The sequence below is a fragment of the Blastopirellula sp. SH421 genome (assembly GCF_057808535.1).
In genome coordinates, this window is sequence record NZ_CM173712.1 from 4,297,065 (window position 1) to 4,315,394 (window position 18,330).

Genomic DNA, 18,330 nt, shown 5'->3' on the forward strand with positions numbered 1-18,330 from the left:
AGTCGCACTACTCTGGGGGGAGCTTTCCAGCCCTATCCCATTTGCCCAAACTCAGGGCGCTAATTTTTTCAATTTTCGCTGCAAGGTTCGCCGCGGAATCCCCAACAGGCGAGCTGCCTCCGAGAGATTGCCGCCGCAATCGTCCAGCACCCGATGGATATGCTCCCATTCGGCTTCGGCTAACGATTGTGGATGATAATCAATTCCTGTGGTAGCCGGGTCTTCGGCAGCCTTCTCTTCAAAGGCGGCCAAAATTTCATCGGCGTCCGCCGGCTTTGTCACATAATTCACCGCACCAAGCCGAATCGCTTCCACCGCATTCGAAATACTTCCGTAGCCGGTCAGCAGCACCGCCTTGGTGGTGGGCGAAACCTCTCGAAGATCGCGCAGCAGGTCCAACCCCGAGCGACCCGGCATTTTCAGATCTAGCACAGCACGCTCAGGCTTCGCCTCCGCCGCCTGACTGATCGCTTCTTCGTAGTTGGCCGCCGCATAAACGTCATAGCCACGAGCCGAAAACGCGCGTGTCAGTCGATTGCGCAACGTATCGTCATCATCGACGAGCAATAGCGTGGGTCGAGTCATGGTCGTCCTGCTGCGATGGTGAAAGCAGTCAGCAATATAAGGGGATCACCATGACTTGGCCATTCGACCCCCAGACAATTCACCGCTCCTATTTGCCAGCCGCCGCTTCCCACGGCTCACGTTTGCGGATCAGGTGAACTACGACCACCGTCCCCTGGTTCGAGCTCGATTCGATCTGCAGCGTCCCGTCGATGCGCTCAATCACATTTTTCGCCAAAAAAATCCCCAGCCCCGTTCCAGAGCCTGGATCTTTGGTCGTAAAAAAGGGCTCCCCAATCCGCGCCAAAACCTCTGGCGACATCCCCGGCCCCACGTCCTGAATCGTCATCACCAGGTGCTGGGGGGTCCGCTCTAGCAATACAACCACCTCACTCCCCTGCGGCGACGCATCAAAGGCATTTTTAATCAGCCCCCGCAGCGATTGCGCCAACAAATGTTGCGGCACTCGCACGATTGCGTTATCTGAACGGTCAGAAATCCGCAGTCGGTCGACCAACCGCGCCTCTAACAAACTGCGGATTTCTTCGGCCAATTGCATCGCAGTGCACTCAATTAACTGCTCGCCGGTCGCCTGACCAGCATCGGCCGACATTTGATCCAAAATGTGGCGGCAGCGATCTAGTTCGGTCCGGATTAGCGCCATATCGGCCTTCAAATCATCCGAAACCGCCATGCCGGCCAATTCTCGCTGCACTTCTTTCGCCACCACGGCGATCGTCGCCAAAGGGGTCGAAAGTTCATGCGCAGCCCCAGCGGCCAAAGTCCCCAAAGCCTCTAGTTTCTCGCTGCGGGCACGCTGCATTTCGGCCCGCCGCAGCTCTGCGTCGCGGCGACGGACTTCGTCGGTCAGGCGCGTCGTAAAGTAGACAATCACAAAAATACAGGTCACAAACGCGACATACATGCCGGTTTGCCCCATCGGGATCGAATCCAGCGTCCGCAGCGTTTTCAACCGCTCTGGCTGCGTCAAAATCGAGACGTTGACATGGTCATAAAACAAAAAAGCCATCGAAACCGCGGTAAACGCCGCCAACCCCCAGACGCTGCGACCTGGGAGAACGATCGCCGCCAGCGTAAGATTGACCATATAGAAAATGCAAAACGGATTGGTCATGCCGCCGGTAAAATACAGCAATGCGGTCAACGAGAACAAATCAAGCAGCATGACCCCCAATAACACTTTTTCCCACCGGCGGCCGCTATCCAAGGCGCTCCGCAACCGGCGATAAAACAACGTCAGCAATATATTGCTACCTGCGGTCACCGCGACCGCGGCGAACAAGACGCCCCAGCGAATCGAAATGTGCAGCAACGCTCCGACCACCACAATGGTGATCAACTGCCCGAACACAGCGACCCACCGCAACTTGATAAGCCACGCCGCATTGATCGACATCCGATCGCCGGCAGCAGCAGAGGTAAGCGGGGGAGCAATAAGCGGTGACATACGCCGACTATCGAGAAAAGTAAACAAATGACCCAAGACGAAGTCGCAGATTCTAGACCAGACCTTCCCCGCCTCAGCCGCCGCGGCCTGTTGATAACGCTCGCGATTTTGGCGGCGATGCCGCTGCTGATTGTCGGCCTGTTATACGTGACGTTGCCGGCAACTTCGAGCGCACCCCTGGCGGTCGGCATCCAAATTGTCCGCGACGTCAATCCTCCTCAGATCGTCGTCATCAACCGCGATGACAGCGACTGGTCCAATCTGAGTGTGACTTTAAACGGCGTTTTCTACCACTACTACAAACAAGCCCTCCCCCAGGGGAAGGAACTTTCGCTGCCGGTCACCGCGTTTTTGCGTCGCAGCGGGCTACCGTTTGATCCGGCCAATGCTGAAATCAACGAAGTCAGTATCGCGGCGCGACGCGTCAGCGGCTATCGCGCGACACGGGATTTCACCATTTCAGGCGAACAAGATCCCTAGAACCCCACTAATCCTCGCCGCCCCCCACTCCCAAGATGGTCGTTTGCCCCTATTTTTGGGCTGATAACGGCCGCCGGGCCTAGAGGTTTAGCACGATCCGTGCGAAAATAAGCTACTTGCAACTTTGATTTCCGCGCCACTTTGATTTCTCTCGTGACGAACCGATCTCGCCGTGAAAAACAGCCCACTTGCCATGCACCAGACCGACAACGTCAACGTCCGCAGCCTTGAAAAGCTGGTTTCGCCCCGCGAAATCAAGCAAGACATCGCCGTCGCCGAAGAGATGCAAGATTTCGTCTTTGAATCGCGCGAGCATATCAAGCGCATCCTTTCTGGCGAAGATGATCGCATGTTGGCGGTGGTCGGTCCCTGCTCGATCCATGATCCGGCGATGGCGCTCGACTACGCGCGCCGTTTAAAGAAACTGGCCGACGAAGTCAGCGATCGTCTGTTTGTTGTCATGCGGGTCTATTTCGAGAAACCTCGCACCACCGTCGGCTGGAAGGGTCTAATCAACGATCCTCACCTCAACGACACCTTCGACATCGGCGCCGGTTTTCGCATTGGCCGGCAACTGCTGGTCGACATCGCCGAACTCGGTCTACCGGCCGCGACCGAAGCGCTCGAGCCGATCTCGCCGCAATACATTGCTGATCTGATCTCGCTGGCCTCGATCGGAGCCCGCACCACCGAATCCCCCACCCATCGCCAAATGGCGAGCGGCCTATCCATGCCGGTGGGCTACAAGAACGGGACCGACGGTTCGCTGCAAATCGCGCTCGACGCGATGACCTCGGCCGGCAGCCCCCACAGCTTTTTGGGGATCGACGCCGAAGGCGCCACCTGCGTCGTCCACTCCAACGGCAATCCCTGGGGTCACCTGATTCTCCGCGGCGGCCGCTCAGGCCCTAACTACTCGCGCGAAGATATTAAGGACGCGATCGCCCAGCTAGAAAAATCGAATCTGCATTCCAATCTGCTGGTCGATTGCAGTCACGCCAACTCGAACAAAGATCACACCCAGCAAAAGAACGTCTGGCGCGATGTTCTATCGCAGCGGATCGAAGGCAATCGCGCGATCATCGGCATGATGCTCGAAAGCAACATCAGCCCCGGCAACCAAAAACTAGGCTCCGAGCCCTCGGCGCTCACCTACGGCGTTTCGATTACCGACGCCTGCATCGGCTGGGACGAAACAGTCGAACTGCTGCGTGAAGCCCACGCCCAACTATCGCAAGCCGCTGCGAGCACCACCTAGCCAACCAAATACCTTTCTACTTCAAACCACCTAAACACTAGCCCGCAGCGCCAGCGAGGGAATCCGCTTGGCGATGCTAACTCGGATCGAAGTAGCCCTCCGCATTCCCTCGCTGGCGATGTTGGCTATTGCCCAGTTTTCGATTTGGTTCCTACTGTGTAATTCCGTGATTTATCCGTGTGCTCCATGTTCTGTTTCTTCTCGAACGATTAAATAGCACCACCTAGCCAACCTCATGTTCCGGCCACTCGCTCGTCTCGACGAACTCCTGCAAACAGGAGTTCTCTTCCGAGTCGTCGGCGAACAGTGGATCGGCCTGTTTGAAGTCGACGGCCAAGTCTACGCCGTCGACGCGCATTGCCCCCACTCAGGCGCCCTGCTCACCCGCGGCGAAGTCTGCAACGGCGTCGTCACCTGTCTCATCCACCAATGGCGCTTCCGCATCTGCGACGGCCGCTATCTCGACGAAAACAAACCACGCTACGATCTGCAGACCTTCGTAGTAAGAATCATCGACGACCAAATCGAAGTCGATCTCCCAGAACTCTAAATCTGCGGCCCGGACGCCTGGGCGATTACCGCGTCTTCGCGAGAAGAACACAGCCCCCTGGCCTGCAGGCGGATAAGCTTCAACACCCTGACCAAGGACGGGATATCAACTGCTTTGCACTTCCACAATCCAAGAATCTTCATCCTCACTCATCCTTATTACGCCTGCTTCATCCCACGGCGGACCCCACTTCCCCCCAGAGATATTTACACTTTACAGGCCAGTGTTAATCCATCAATAATGGGGATTCCTTCCCACCCGCCAAAGAGACTCAGCAATGCGGCTTTTTATCTTCATCCTCCTCTTTCTGTCTTCCGCTGTCGCGCGCGCTCAAGACCTCGATTACCAGCTGCTTAGCGCTCCAGAGACAACTGCGATCGCGACGGAAAGTGATGCCGACACCGCCTATCGAACCTTATGGAAACTGGTCGCGGCAGAAGCGGACCACCGAAAGCTCGATCCCGGCGTCCGATACTATTTAGAAGTCTCTTATCGAGATTGGGAAGCCTCTTTCCGCGAATTCTCGCGAAGACTAAAAACCGGCAACCTCAAGCCTGAAGACGACTCTCGCGGCGATCAACGTCGCCCCAAAAAAACGCGACGCGATCAAGAAGACTTAAGCACCAAGGAACTGGAAGAACAAGATGGGGTGCGAGTCTATGCCCGCAGTATGTTAGAGGAATTGGTTAACAAGCCGTATTTCAAGAATGTGGCCTACGATGGCGAAATCGGCCGAATCAATTGCGTGGGCGATGTGCTACAGGTAGTCGACGGGCAAAACTTATTAGTCTTCCTGCGGTACAGCGGCGGGGAAGCAGAGCTAGCGTGGATCTCTGGCGTCAACACTTCGCGCCTGACCGACGATATGCTCTTGCCACCAGGTTACTTCACCGAAACCCTCTGGCGCATGAAAGGGCCCCGGCAATACACAACCTCGCGTGGGGCGACCAACAAGGTAATGGAATTCGCAAACTATCCCGTGCAGATGGGCTTGGTCCGCCAGCAAAGCGATTTGTTCCACTTCGGTCGTCATCTACATAGGCTGCAAAAACATTGCGAGTCCCTCTACCAAGCGGATCAAGCAAAACTAGTCAAAGAACAGAACACCAGAGAATGGCGCGACGCCAGCGGCAAGTTCTCGCTGGTCGCAACCTTCCGCAGTGTAATCGGCGATAACGTCAAACTGATCAAAGAAGATGGAAGTGCGATTCTGGTCCTGCGAGAGAAACTGTGCGAAGCGGACCAAGAGTGGATCTCAAATCGGAAGTAGTCGGTCCTGTCCCGTCGAAAATAAGCGACGGGGAAAATGAAAAGAGCTGCAAGCAGAGAAAAGGGGACGGTTGGATGGCAGTGACCAACTGCTATTTTTTCGCGATAGGGTAAGGAAGGCCTCATCGGGCTTCCTCTTCTCCGATCCTACTTTTTGCACAGGACGGCCCTTTGATTTCCCTCTCTTTTTCTCCGCTAGTCATTGGCAGCTAACGACTCCGACATCCACGCCATCGCACCAACCAGCGTCGAAAATATGAAAAAATATACATATGACCTTCCAAGATTCTCTAAAAAGCTTTCAAAGGTCGTCCACTCTACGCATAACGTCCAAGCTGCGGGATAAAGCACGGGAATGAATATCCCCAACAGAGCAAGGCCTGATGCACGACGAGCACGGAAAGAGTCGCTTCGCTGCCCCAAACAGAGCCAGCTCGCTATTAGGGCCGACAACGCTGCGGAAGATACGAGATCAACAAATTTCGGCAACCGCGAAGTAACATACCCGATCGAGTCTTCATCGACAATAATCGCCGGTTTCAGAGCCAACAGGCTAACAAGCCACCCCGCAGCAAGCGCCGTGAAAAACAATATGTCCAAAACGGTAAACCTCAGACTCCTTCCGAATTGAGGATCACACACGCCATGGAACACCTTTGAAAGAACAGCCGTCAATGACACTGCGCAGTATGCAAACAACAATGCTGTTTGAATACTCACATCACAGAAAAGCCAGATAATCGCCGCGAAATACATGCTAACAGCAACAGCAAAAAAAGCCTTGCCTGCACCCTGGCATCCAATTCTTCCAACGATGATTCCGAACCAAAAAACTTGAATTCCAAGCAGAAAACTTGCCGGCTGAAACTTCAAGGCAGATCCTACGACACTTGCAACATGTATGGACAATAGTGCAATGCCTATTTTATTTCGAAACATGCAACATCCTCCAGTCAATAAAAGGCGCCAGGACACGAATGGCACGAGCTTAACTCTAAGCCGCTGTTGCGTAACGATTTCGGGGCGTTTGCATTAGTTTATACGCTTTCGGTCTTCGCTTGATTTCTCGCGCTTCGTTGCGGTCGGGCCGGGCGCCGACTTCCAGTTAGCGGATCGTTTGCAGAACGTTTTCCCGCTGGAACTCTTGTTGCTTCGTGTTCCAGCGGAGCACGGCGGCGAACTCTTCGATCGCTTGCAGCGCGCCGGTAAAGCTGAGTCGCCAGGGAGGCAGGCGAAACTTCAGCGCCGTCGCCAGCATCGCGGCCCGCACCAGATTGTAGCTAATCATGTGGCAGTGGAGTTCCTTCTGAACCATCGCCGGGCTTTTGCAGCGGAGGTGATCCATTTGCATTTGCGTTTTCAAGCTCCGGATATGCAACTCCGCTTGCCATAGGATCGGCTGACAGGACCTGCATCACGAACATCCACACAACGACGATCGGCAAATCGATGCGCTGACGAAACGAGAAGCCGATCTCTTGACAGATCGCGGCGACAACGCCGCTGGGCAGCAGCAACTCGCTGACGAAGATCGAAACGTTACGGAACTTGCTTTGTACTTCCTGCGGTGAAGCGTTAAACTGATCGGGCGCCGCGGGGCCTCCTGAAGCGGCGATTGTTACACCACCAACTCAGCGAAGCTCCGCCGTCTTTTCAAATTAGCTCGCTAAGTTGCAAAGCCCACGGCATGCTATCGCAAGACCTTGCGTTAGCAACTTTCGCCCGTTGCCGGATGCTGGGGCGGAGGCTTTAAGCTCCTGCCATTCGTCCTGACACCTTTTCTTCACCGCCCCCTTTTCTTCGCCTAGGTCAACGCGAGCAATTCCCGGCGATAAGCCTCGTCCATTCTCCTTAAAGTGATTTCGTCAGAGTCATTTCCATACCAGATACAGGCTCCAGGAATATGTAGTTCAATCCACTGTGCAATTGCCAATATGCGGTGGATGTCTCCTTTCTTATAACCTTGGCCGAAGTAGCGAAGGGCTAAATTCATTTCCAGCCACTGACCGGTATTAGGTAGGAGATCGCTTATGTCCGCAATCGAATCCACAATGGCGAGAGGCGTAAAACGCTCATCGATGGTATCCTCACCTGCCACAAAACAGTCGTTGCCAAATCGCGCGCACAAATCACGGCGCAGTAGTTGAATCATGTCGCCAGGCAGAGGGGCGGAAAGGTGGATTAGCATGTGCACATTAAGGGCCAAGACTACCTCCGGCTTTTAAATCCAGGCACAGGAACAAAACGGATCATTACACGAGTATTGGTTTGTATGTTCCTCAAGGCTTGACGGAACGACGGGTTTTGCAGCCATGTAATTCGTTCTTGGGGAGCAAGGTACACTACAGCACCTTGGATTAGAAAAGATGGGATTAGAAAAGGTGTCAGGACTGAATGGCACGAGCTTCACTCTAAGCCGCTGTTGCGTAACGATTTCGGGGCGTTTGCATTATTTTATACGCTTTTGGTCTTCGCTTGACTTGTCGCGGTTCGTTGCGGTCGGGGCGGCGAAGTTGCCGTGGCGAAACTCTCTTAAATTTGCGTGGCACCCGGCAGCCCTCCCGCTGGAATTGTTCCATCCAAGAAGACGGTCTGTCCACAAGCCCGGCGCCATGCTCTTACCGCGTCTTCGCGGAAAGAGCATGTCTTACGCCCTGCAAAAAAAACATCACACCAAATATTTCAGATAGCGTCCCGCTCTTCCAAGCTTAATACTGCGAACATGGAGCCGCACCAAAAAATCTAAAGCGTGATTAATAAGGGGACGCGGGTCGTTTTCGGGACACAGACGCCATCACTACGGCTTTGCGTGGCCATGGCGCCGGTGCTAGGGAGAAATCACCGGCACGACGACATACGGAGTTTCGTGCTGCCAATTAGGCCAAAGCGAGCCTCCTTCCGCATCGAGGACTTCGATGTAGTATTGCAAGTCGAACTTGGGCTCAATTCCGTCTGCTGGGATCCTCGCTCGATAAATTCCATCTTTCCCCTCCTCCGTCATGCCGATTCGTTTCCACGAAGCAGTTTGTCTGAGCGGGCGATAATAGACGGAAACGGTCGTAACGGGATGATTGCTCGCCACGCGAACCTCCATAAAAACTGCTTGGCCTGGCAAGGTGGATTGGATGCGCTGGTGCGTGATCGAGATTCGCGAATCAAACGGTTTTTCGCCGGGATAGCGTTTCATCGCTTGCGTTTCTTCGACCGTGAGTTCTCGATCGCTGATCCCGTTTTGATCCATCAGATGCGCCACGAAATCGAGATCTGTCTGGACGTCCGGCAGTCGATCTTGCCAATGACCGATATGTTCTTGCAATCGGCTGGCGAAATCCGAATTGTGCTCTTTGGAAAACCCAAGCACCATGTCATCGTAGTAATGATCGCAGGTGAGGTCGACGATTTTTCGCCAATGATGCTGAGTAGCCTGGATATGCCGCCAGGCAAGTTTTAAGCGAAGCTTATCTTTGGTTATGCGGAAGAATTCGAGCTGAACCGCAGCCATCTTCTTTTCGGCGTGGTAGCGCGCCAGCAAGGCGACGACTTTCAGATCGATCTGCGTCGCATGATACTCTTTGGCCATTCCACCATCGCTATTGAGAAGCTTTGCTGCGGCGACGAGCGCTGCATCTGTTTCCTCGGCAAGTTGAGTGAGATACTGACTAACCTGAATCGGCGTCCATTTGGCGTTCAGCTTGCCTTGGATGGCATCCTCTACGTAAGCCGAATGCTTGGAAGCCCAGTCTTCAGAACGCCATTGTTGACGACTTGCATAAGGTGCGATCGCGTAAAATTGCGCGTAGTCGCTAGGCTGTATCGCACGATAGGCGTCAACGTGCATACAGGTCATCATTTCTGGCCAGAAACGCCAATTGTTCGCACTGAACTGCGTCGTCGCGGTAATCAAAGGAAGTACTTGGCTCGACGCTTGCATGGCTTTCTCAACATGAACGCCTGCTTCGCCAAAGCGGTGGGCGAACTCACGCGACCAAACCTCGCGCGAAGTATCTGGATTGTATCCGAATCGCCCAAATGCGATATAAAAGCCCCAGTAACGCTGCTGCTCCCAACGATAGTGCTCGAGCGATTTATGCGCGAGAACACGCCATGCGCCTGGCGCGTTGCCATAGCCTTGATTGGAAAGGGGAACGAATACCTCGAATCCTTCTCCGCCCCCTAAGGTACAACTTTGTGCAAAACGCGACGCATAGCCCGGATCTCCCCAGAGCAAAATCCGCGAGGTTCCCACGTTCCATAGTCGGTAAGTGACGCTGTAGTTGCGATCGTGGTGCAGCATGCTGCCGAACCCATAACGACTGGCCGAGTAGGCGATGTCTTGCGAAGCCGGATTGTAGGGAAGCCCCATGTGCTCGCACCAATGCTTTGTCGAAACGTTGACTTCCAAACCTGCTTCTCGCGCCAGATTGATCGTTTGCTGGCTAAGACTTTTGTAGCGCAAGTCCAGCTTAACGGGACGACCGCATGCGGCGATCCCTTCAAAGAGCATTTGGTAATATTGCTCTTGCTGTTCGTGCGGAATCCCGCTTTCTAGATTCATCCGTAATTGAACGCCGTCGATTGCCGGACATAGTTTCAGCAGTTGCTCTAGCCCTTTCGCACAGTATTTGGCCCGGGCTGTTCCTTCAGGGAGATTGATCACCGGCGATTCGCCAAAGTCCAGCCCTTCGCGGACTTCAACGACCGGTAATTGAGTCCACAGGCCTAAGGTAAAATCGACACCGTGTTCGTGCGCGATCTCGGTAATGCGTCGGAAGCGTTGCAAGTATTGGTCTCGATCTTCGTTCGTCATCCCGGCGACTAGTACGTCCGGATATTCAGATACTTGAAGCATCCACGCATACGGAGGAATCATGTAGTTGGTATTGTGGCCGAACGTGAGCGAGTAGTTGTTGATGCGATTTTTGGCGAGCATGCTAAAGTACCAATGCCAGTACTCTTCACTCTCGTACCAGTCACGCTCGACATCTTGGTTGAAGAGTTGCTTCGTAACGCTCCGAACCTTCAGGTAGGGGGATTCTCGGCAGTCCTGGATGGCGTCACATATCGAGGTCAGATCATGCGTCAAGCGGATTGCCTCGGTGATCTCCCAAACGGCATAGGCAGTCCCGCGGGGATCACGACCAGCGATCAGGACATGAGTTCCGTTGGCTTTCAAACTTTTGGCGACCAACAGCGACTCGGCGTCATCGGGAACAGAAAGTTGTTGCTCATTGAGCAATTGGTCAATCAGTCCGCTATTGCCGGGAATGCCGATAATCAAATTTACGTCAGCGTTAAGATCGCACTCTGCGCCAACTTCGACCGCTGCGCATTGGTCCTGAAGGACCGTTTTCAGCGCTCGACAGGCATGTTCGACGGGCTTCGAAATTTCGTCACTCAGCACGATGTGGACCGTCTCCGACGTCTTCGCATGCAGTATCCCGGGCGACAAAACGATCAGGCCCAGGACCACTGCGCAGTTGGTCAAATAGCGTCCGAGTAGATCGCGTAAATTAGGAAATGTCCGTGACATGGTCTGCCGACGGCTTCGATCGATGTGCATATCAGAAATTCTTCTCAGGGATGGTCGTTCAGGTAAGTAACGATATAGCGGACTCGTTTCAAGCGAAGCGAGCGTGACGTAATTCGCGTTTGTGATTTAGGACTTAGCAGTTCCCTAGGCATGTTGGCGCATATTTCGAGACAACGCCTAGCAAATTGCCAGGTTTGGCAGGGATGAAGATGGAGACTGGGCAGGCTAGGAGTGGCCGTTCTTTTGAAACGAGAGCGTTATCTGCAGCAGAAGGACGTCGTTTATCAGAAGCATCTTGACTGATGGATAGGAGTGTCAAACCAACGTAACGCTTACTTCAAGTCGATGACCAGCGGCAGGTTCTCTCCCTCGCGGACTTCGACCTCCAGGCCGCTCGTTGAACTGGCGCCATATTTTGGCGGGAACAATTGAATCGGCACTCTTGGCGTTTGGGAAGAAGCCGTCATATCAAAGTGAGCCCCTTCTTCACGCGGAGGAGGCGCAATTTGGATTTTGTAATACGCAACAGGAACTTGCTCAGATCCTTTAAACAACAGAGTAAAGTTGCCGTCTGCGTCTGTGTTTCCAGCGGCGATGAAACCTTCGGAGGCGATGAATGTCACAATCATGCCCGGCAAAATCGGCTTGCCCTGATAGGTTAACGTACCGCTCACAGTACCGGTTGGCCCACTAAATCCAGCATTGCTGCAGCCAGTCAGCAGGAGACCGAGCGCCACGAACGCCGAGAACGCCGAGAACGATGAGAGCTTGAGCGACTTTCGATTCAACATTGGCGACTGCGCCTTTCAGCAAAATGGGGGATGAAGAACGAGTCCGCAGCCTTGCAAAACATCGAGAAAAGGAGGCGAATTTCTCCGATTCCGGTGTCTTGCGTTACAGGCTGGACGTCACTTGACCATCGTTACGAACGCCAAGAAAAGTGAGGACGTTCAGGTCAATCGTGTCTGGCATGAATTGCACGCTGCCGTCGACGAACACGCCTAGCGCACCGCCGGGATGAGCCGAGGTTAACGGCGTGTTACGTCGCCAACCTCCGCCAGAACCAACCCCGTCCTGGTCCAAAACATCGGCATTCGGAGAATAGCGGAGCGTGACAGTGGAAGCCGAGACGAACGTATTTGCGCGGTTCCTAGCATCAGGAGCTCCCATCTGCCAACCCCAATAGTAGCCAGGGCGGCGATCGCCTTTTGATGTTCGCGCCGCATTAAAAGTCTGGTTTGCGATCTCGCCGACGATCAGAGTGTGCGATGTCCCATCGGTACAATGACGCATGCCGATCGTCTCATTCACCGGCAACATTCCGTCCGCCGTGTAGACTCCGCCAGGATTGTTATCGGCAGGCGCGGCGACGTTTCGCGTGCTGCTAACAAAGGTTCCATCAGGACTGTTTTCGGCGCCGGAGATGCCGAAATAGGAGAATTGAAAGAGGTTGTTATTGCTGTTGACCAAGAAGCGTTCTAACGGGCTCGAAGGGCATTCGCCCCAACTCACCGTAAAACCGTCAATCAGCGCTCGGTTCGCTTGTCCGATCGTCGTGCCATTCCAACCATGCCCGTTGCCAAATCGCCATCGCTCGTAAAGCGCTGATTGCTCTGAAAACGGCATAATACGTAAACGCCAATTGCTTCCCCACGAGCCTGATAGGCCTTCGTCGCCATGCGGAAATACCTGGTTGGTATCGTGATAATTTTGCAGCGCTAATCCCATCTGCTTTAGATTGTTGCTGCACTGCATGCGACGTGCGGCTTCACGAGCTTGTTGCACCGCAGGCAACAGAAGAGCGATTAAGACTCCGATAATTGCGATCACCACCAATAACTCAACGAGGGTAAACCCTCGGGCTCGGATTGATTTCATAGAAAGATTTCCTACGGCAGACATGATTGAATATGGGAAGGATGATCCATGCTTGTTCGGCAAAAAGAGATCTGCTTGCCGCGCAGGCGCAGAATACAACGAGAAGCATCATTTAGAATTGAATAGGAGGGCTGTAAATCGTGAAGAACGGCGGCGTAATAGAACAAAAGTCGCAGGCCAAGCTTTAAAACCGCTTCAGACTTACTTAACCCATCAGCGGTATTTCTTTCATGAACTTAAACCTTTTTTACCGAAATAATTGATCTGCTCGACTTTTGATTCGCCGTACTACGTCGAATCTCCCACGCCTAGAGAGGCGTTACGACGATCCCATACATATTGGAACCATCGTGCTTTCCGTATTCGGGAGCTGGCAGTTCTCTTCGCCGGCAATCGACTCCGCCTAGGCGTATCGTTCCGGCTTGGATGACCCTTCGGGACCAGACCGAAAAGTTGCTTTCGATGCTGCAATTGGGGCCCACGCCAAGTTCTGTATGAGCATGCTGATCGCTTCCTAGACGGGGATCAAAATAAGGGCCCTCGTCCAGACCGACCCGAAACCCGGTGTCAACGTAATCGCGCCGGAGCCAGTCTGGTACCACAAAGCATTCGGTATAGAGAATATAGACGTTCGCCGGGGCGCGTAGCGTAAGATCGATTTGCAACGCCTTATCGTAGATTCGATCGTGATCCATCGTTTTCACGTATTCGGCGCCTTGAAGAAACTCGGGAATCGCCTCGGGTCCAATCCCGTTCCACTGATGGTTCCGATCGACATAGGCAAACGCGTCTTCGCCGAACCCTTTGGGGGCTACCTGATAGAAACCATAGACTGCGTCGTCAATGATGTTGTCCTGAACCGATTCAATTAACCCCGATTGATACGAAGTGCGATTAATATCGCGTTCGTCAGGAAACAGCCCCGCGACGACCGACGATAGCCGTGAAATCTTTCCGCTATTGTCGATCTGAATCGCATCCCCCTTGCGCAAGAGCTGAACATTCTTTTTTTGGGCGACGGTCATGTGTCCTTGAAATACAGCGATGCTGTCAGGTTGCCCGGCAAACGAGGCTAGGCCGAACCGACCTCCCTGATCGTTCACCGTGCAGCGTTGCGCTTCGATCGAGATCGCTTCGGCAGCGCCATGGGCGTCGGCGATCAATCGACCTGAGACAAGCCGCAAAGCGTTGCGATGCAATACCTGAAGTTCGGCAGGCCCTTCAATTACCAAATCGACGCCGGCAGCCAAGCAAATGCCGACAGAGCCATCCGAAAAGCAGATAGAGCCTCCTGCGAGGATCTCTCGGTTGGAGTGCGCTCCATCGATCACTTGCAAGTCGCTGGCGCTAGAAAATGAGATGCGAGCAATCGGGCCGTCTGGCGCAGCGAACTTGGTCCGCACGATAAACGCCAGCAGTAAAACGATTACAGAACAGGCCACGTAGAGCATGGTCGCCATCGTTTTTTTGCGCAGCGCGCCTTGCAAATCCAAGGAAGCTGCGTACGCGGGCGCCGTCGCCTGCTGATGAATATCGGGCGAGGTGATGACAAGCGACGCGTTTAAGTCGGTATAGGCGACAAAGTACGTGAGTGCATCTTCGTCTGAGTCGAGCAAGTCGTTCAGCGCGCGCCATTCTTCGGGAGTCGCAGTCCCAGAGACGCAGCGTCCAATCAGGTCTGAGTCTTGGTCAGAGAGCTGGGGGAGTTCGGGCGAGTTGTCTGGAAGAAAGGAATTCATGCGAGAACTCTTAGGCGGGCCAAACTCTGGTGGACGCATTGCAGCAACGTTTTACGAATACGATGAACCCTCACGTAAACGGTGCTCGGCCGAATGTTGAATTCCTCGGCGATGATTTCGACATCCGCCATCGGTGCATAAAACTTTGCCAGCAACAGCCGCTGCTCGTCTGTGAGTTGCTGAAGACAACTACGCAGCGCGACCAATTGATCCTCGACTGCATGCTGGTTAGAGTCGACTCGAGAGAAGATTTTTTGCACCGTCTCTTCCGTCAGTTGACATGGAGCGCGAGACTGCTGGCGATAATACGTCAACACTTTCACCTTGGCGAAAGCACGCATCCAGACAAAAAAATTACGATCCGGGTCGTATTGATCTCGCTTCTCCCACAGCGCGATCGACACCTCCTGCATCACGTCCTCGGCATGGGTCCGATTGGACACTAGCGAGCAGATGTAATGCAGAATGCGGCTATGATAGGTAGTTAGCAGGCGAACAAAATCTTCGTCTGTAAACTGGCTATCGCTAGAGTTCATGGGCGAGGGTCGGATGGGCGGGAAAGCGGAATCAGAAATGCATTATTCTTCCCATACTTAACCCGACTTCCAGATTTCTTTCATGGAAATTGGAAAAAACTTGCATTATTCTGCTGAAACAAAACCCCCAGCCGCGGCAAGGTTTCCGTCTTGCCGAAGCTTCGACCTTTCTGTCAGGTTCCAGCAGCCGGGCTCTTTCCGAACCTTCCACGAATGAGCAGGGCAAACAAGTAGATGGTCGATTGACGCAGTAATTGTCTCCCATTGGTTCGATAGACGGGGTAAGGTCGGTTTGGGCCAGAGATTCCCTTCAGCAACGATTTCCTCAGGACTTCCCACAGATGCTAGACTTGCCTGCTTCGTCATCCTGCCCTGCTTGCTATCTCCTGAAAGATTTCCCATGAATCGGTTCTCGCGCTGCTGTTTGTTTGCTCTCGGGCTTGCGCTGGTTGGCGGCTTGGGGATTGCTGCCTGGGCGCATGAAGATGGGGGACCGCTCAAGGTTACGGTGCTCGCCAAGTCGACCGATGCGTGGGATGGCAAGCCGCTACCGGCTTACCCGGCTGGTCAGCCGGAGATCACAATCTTGCGAATCGTTATTCCGGCGGGAGAGCAAACCCCGCTTCACATCCATCCGGTGATCAACGCCGGGGTTCTGCTGCGCGGCGAACTCGACGTCCATACCGAGAACGGCCTCTCCAAACATTTGAAAGCTGGCGACTCTTTGATTGAATTGGTCAACAAGCCGCACTGGGGAAAAAACAACGGCAAAGTCGACGCCGAGATCCTCGTCTTTTACGCCGGCATCCAAGGCGAGAAGGTGACGAAAGGAGTCGAGCAGCATGGGGATTCGTCTGGATACTAAGGACGGCTGAATGACGAATGACTAAGGACGAATGTCGAATGAAGGATGTTACTCATTCGTCCTTCGTCATTAGACATTTCCAGATTTGATCGCCGCGATCACGGCGTCGTGCAATTTGCCATTCGTCGCGACTACTCCACGATTGTTTTTCAGGGTGGAACCCATCGAAAAATCGAGCGGCTTGCCGTCAATGTCGGTGACTTTGCCGCCGGCTTCGGTGATGACCAGCGCTCCAGCGGCGTGGTCCCAGATTTTTTCTTCGTAGCCGGCGATCGTGGGCAATCGCAAATAGATATCGGCGTCGCCGCGGGCCACGGCGGCATACTTGGCTTGGCTATCCATCCGCACACTGGGTCGCGCGATCTGCAATGTCTTGGCGATCTGGGCCGATTGATCATGGTCGCTGTGGCCTGACTCGACCGACTCGCAGAGGGCCGCTTCGGCCGAATTGGTGGTCGCCGTGACCGAAATCGCTTGGTCTCCGTCGCTGGTTCGCTGAAAAGCCCCTGCGCCGCGAACTGCCCAAAAAATACCGCCTGCTTCATCCAGTGCAGGGCATGCGAGCGCCGCGACTTCGACCTGTCCATCGATGATCAACGCTAGCGCCACGGCATATTGCCCGCCGCGCAAAAAGCCTTTGGTGCCATCGATTGGATCGAGCGTCCAAACGCGCGGTGCGGCGTCACGACAGACGCCAGCATCGATCCAAGCCAGCGTTTGCGTTTTGTCCGCGATGGGAACAATGCGTTGCACTTCGGCGACCACGCGGCCTCGCAGCGACGATTGTTCGTCGGTCCGCAGCGCATCGGCGTTTTCCTCGGCGATTATCAAATCATCCGGAAACGCGGCCCGTATTGCGCGACAGACGATCGCCTGACTTCCAAAATCGGCGACCGTGACCGGGCTGCGGTCGGATTTGGCCAGCGCGACAAAATCATCTCCGTTGCGGACGTTCTGGCACAGGACCGCGGCCGAGGTGACGGCTTCGAGGGCAATTTGAACTTCACGCTGGTAAGCAGGCATGCGTTTTGCTTTGAATTAGATCGGAAGAAGAAAACTTGGCCGGGTCGCTGGTAGCGACGCCTAGCACCGGCGCCGCATCAGACCTAGAATCGCGGGTGCCGCGACTCTGTAAGCCTTGCTGCCGCGGGCAAAGACATCCCGCTAACCCGCACGGCCCACAGAGTCGTGGCGCCCCGAATTCATCGTTAGACGATGAGCCAGGTTGAGTCGCGACTCCCGGAAGAAACAGCCAGAATAAGCGAATCTCGACGACTCCCCAAGGGGCGAGCCGTCGGAAGGAGAATAGTCGATGCAAACGGTAAAAGCGAATTGTGCGTTTGACGGCAAAGCAATTTTGGCCGAAGGCCCCGTCTGGGACGCCGATCTGGGCAAATTGTGGTGGGTCGATATCGAGCGACATCTGGTCAATCGCTGGGATCCGGTTACCGGCAAGAACGAATCGTGGTCGATGGGCTGCCAAGTTGGTTTTGCGATCCCCACCACTTCAGGCGATGTGATCGCCGGGACGCGCCACGGCCTAGTCCGGCTGAATGTCGAAAGCGGCGCGATCATCCCGCTGGTCGATCCCGAAAGTGATATTCCGACCACGCGCTTCAATGACGGCAAATGCGATCCGCGGGGGCGCTTGTTTGGCGGCACGATCTCGGATCAGCGAACTGCAGAAGCGAGTCTCTACATGCTGGACGAAACGCTGCAACTTCGTCGCGTGGTGGAGAAAGTAACCAACTCTAACGGGCTCGCCTGGTCGCACGACGAGAAGACTTTTTACTATATCGATACGGCGACACGACAGATCGACGCGTTCGACTATGACGTCGAATCGGGCGCGATCAGCAATCGCCGCAAAGCGTTCGACATTCCGCATGATATGGGCAAGCCTGACGGGATGACGATTGACGCTGAAGGAATGCTATGGGTCGCACTTTGGAGCGGATGGGGCGTCAGCCGCTGGCATCCCATTACCGGCAAGCTGTTGGCCAAAGTTGACCTACCGTGCGAAAACGTCACGTCGTGCTGCTTTGGCGGCCCGAATCTGGATCGGCTGTACATCACCTGTGCACGACAAGGACTATCGGCCGAACAGCAAGCGGGCCAAGCGCTGGCCGGCGGCATCTTTGTCGCCGACGTCGGCGTCACCGGCAGGGCCGGCGTTAAGTTCGCTTATTAGGC

18 protein-coding genes are annotated in these 18,330 nt (G+C 54.5%); 6 read left to right on the forward strand and 12 right to left on the reverse strand.

Annotation, left to right across the window (positions count from 1 at the left end):
• Window positions 1-51 precede the first annotated feature (51 nt).
• A complete protein-coding gene (locus SH421x_RS17395) occupies window positions 52-585 on the reverse strand; it encodes a response regulator transcription factor (RefSeq protein WP_488850855.1) in 534 nt (177 codons plus the stop codon).
• Window positions 586-673: 88 nt separating this feature from the next.
• Window positions 674-2,032: an ATP-binding protein gene (locus tag SH421x_RS17400; protein ID WP_488850857.1), complete on the reverse strand. Its 1,359-nt coding sequence runs from the start codon at window positions 2,030-2,032 to the stop codon at window positions 674-676.
• A gap of 27 nt (window positions 2,033-2,059) precedes the next feature.
• Between SH421x_RS17400 and SH421x_RS17405 the strand changes: the two genes are divergently transcribed.
• The 4 genes from SH421x_RS17405 (at window position 2,060) to SH421x_RS17420 (ending at window position 5,590) form a co-directional block, all read left to right on the forward strand.
• A complete protein-coding gene (locus tag SH421x_RS17405) occupies window positions 2,060-2,512 on the forward strand; it encodes a hypothetical protein (protein WP_488850858.1) in 453 nt (150 codons plus the stop codon).
• 172 nt (window positions 2,513-2,684) lie between these two features.
• The gene (locus tag SH421x_RS17410; RefSeq protein ID WP_488850860.1) at window positions 2,685-3,770 is read left to right on the forward strand and encodes a 3-deoxy-7-phosphoheptulonate synthase; all 1,086 of its coding nucleotides are present in this window, start codon (window positions 2,685-2,687) and stop codon (window positions 3,768-3,770) included.
• A gap of 235 nt (window positions 3,771-4,005) precedes the next feature.
• Window positions 4,006-4,320, forward strand: a complete 315-nt coding sequence (locus SH421x_RS17415; RefSeq protein WP_488850862.1) for a Rieske (2Fe-2S) protein — start codon at window positions 4,006-4,008, stop codon at window positions 4,318-4,320.
• A 277-nt stretch (window positions 4,321-4,597) separates the two neighbouring features.
• On the forward strand, window positions 4,598-5,590 hold the full coding sequence (locus SH421x_RS17420; RefSeq protein WP_488850863.1) for an SHD1 domain-containing protein: 993 nt from the start codon (window positions 4,598-4,600) through the stop codon (window positions 5,588-5,590).
• A 194-nt stretch (window positions 5,591-5,784) separates the two neighbouring features.
• Here the strand turns inward: SH421x_RS17420 and SH421x_RS17425 are convergent, their stop codons facing one another.
• From SH421x_RS17425 to SH421x_RS17465, 9 genes are all read right to left on the reverse strand, one after another.
• A complete protein-coding gene (locus SH421x_RS17425; protein ID WP_488850864.1) occupies window positions 5,785-6,528 on the reverse strand; it encodes a hypothetical protein in 744 nt (247 codons plus the stop codon).
• Between the two features lie 166 nt (window positions 6,529-6,694).
• Complete coding sequence (locus SH421x_RS17430; protein ID WP_488850865.1) at window positions 6,695-6,940, reverse strand: hypothetical protein; 246 nt, start codon at window positions 6,938-6,940, stop codon at window positions 6,695-6,697.
• Window positions 6,870-7,106: a hypothetical protein gene (locus SH421x_RS17435; protein ID WP_488856510.1), complete on the reverse strand. Its 237-nt coding sequence runs from the start codon at window positions 7,104-7,106 to the stop codon at window positions 6,870-6,872. Before SH421x_RS17435 ends, SH421x_RS17430 begins: the two co-directional genes overlap by 71 nt.
• Window positions 7,107-7,393: 287 nt before the next feature.
• On the reverse strand, window positions 7,394-7,795 hold the full coding sequence (locus SH421x_RS17440; protein WP_488850866.1) for a hypothetical protein: 402 nt from the start codon (window positions 7,793-7,795) through the stop codon (window positions 7,394-7,396).
• A 621-nt stretch (window positions 7,796-8,416) separates the two neighbouring features.
• Window positions 8,417-11,149 (reverse strand): hypothetical protein, encoded by a 2,733-nt coding sequence (locus SH421x_RS17445; RefSeq protein WP_488850868.1) that lies wholly within the window; start codon window positions 11,147-11,149, stop codon window positions 8,417-8,419.
• 302 nt (window positions 11,150-11,451) lie between these two features.
• Window positions 11,452-11,910 (reverse strand): hypothetical protein, encoded by a 459-nt coding sequence (locus SH421x_RS17450; protein ID WP_488850869.1) that lies wholly within the window; start codon window positions 11,908-11,910, stop codon window positions 11,452-11,454.
• A 103-nt stretch (window positions 11,911-12,013) separates the two neighbouring features.
• Entirely contained in the window at window positions 12,014-12,997 is a 984-nt protein-coding gene (locus tag SH421x_RS17455) for a DUF1559 family PulG-like putative transporter (RefSeq protein WP_488850870.1), read from the reverse strand.
• 308 nt (window positions 12,998-13,305) lie between these two features.
• The gene (locus tag SH421x_RS17460; protein WP_488850872.1) at window positions 13,306-14,736 is read right to left on the reverse strand and encodes a hypothetical protein; all 1,431 of its coding nucleotides are present in this window, start codon (window positions 14,734-14,736) and stop codon (window positions 13,306-13,308) included.
• Complete coding sequence (locus SH421x_RS17465; protein WP_488850873.1) at window positions 14,733-15,272, reverse strand: sigma-70 family RNA polymerase sigma factor; 540 nt, start codon at window positions 15,270-15,272, stop codon at window positions 14,733-14,735. The genes SH421x_RS17460 and SH421x_RS17465 overlap by 4 nt, the downstream gene beginning before the upstream one ends.
• A 400-nt stretch (window positions 15,273-15,672) precedes the next feature.
• Here SH421x_RS17465 and SH421x_RS17470 point away from each other — a divergent pair, with 400 nt between their 5' ends.
• Window positions 15,673-16,137, forward strand: a complete 465-nt coding sequence (locus SH421x_RS17470; protein ID WP_488850875.1) for a cupin domain-containing protein — start codon at window positions 15,673-15,675, stop codon at window positions 16,135-16,137.
• A 69-nt stretch (window positions 16,138-16,206) separates the two neighbouring features.
• On the opposite strand, the gene SH421x_RS17475 is transcribed toward SH421x_RS17470, so the two are convergent.
• Window positions 16,207-17,160: a 3'(2'),5'-bisphosphate nucleotidase gene (locus SH421x_RS17475; RefSeq protein WP_488850876.1), complete on the reverse strand. Its 954-nt coding sequence runs from the start codon at window positions 17,158-17,160 to the stop codon at window positions 16,207-16,209.
• Window positions 17,161-17,449: 289 nt separating this feature from the next.
• On the opposite strand from SH421x_RS17475, the gene SH421x_RS17480 reads away from it, so the two are divergent.
• The gene (locus SH421x_RS17480; RefSeq protein ID WP_488850877.1) at window positions 17,450-18,328 is read left to right on the forward strand and encodes an SMP-30/gluconolactonase/LRE family protein; all 879 of its coding nucleotides are present in this window, start codon (window positions 17,450-17,452) and stop codon (window positions 18,326-18,328) included.
• The last annotated feature ends 2 nt before the right edge of the window (window positions 18,329-18,330 follow it).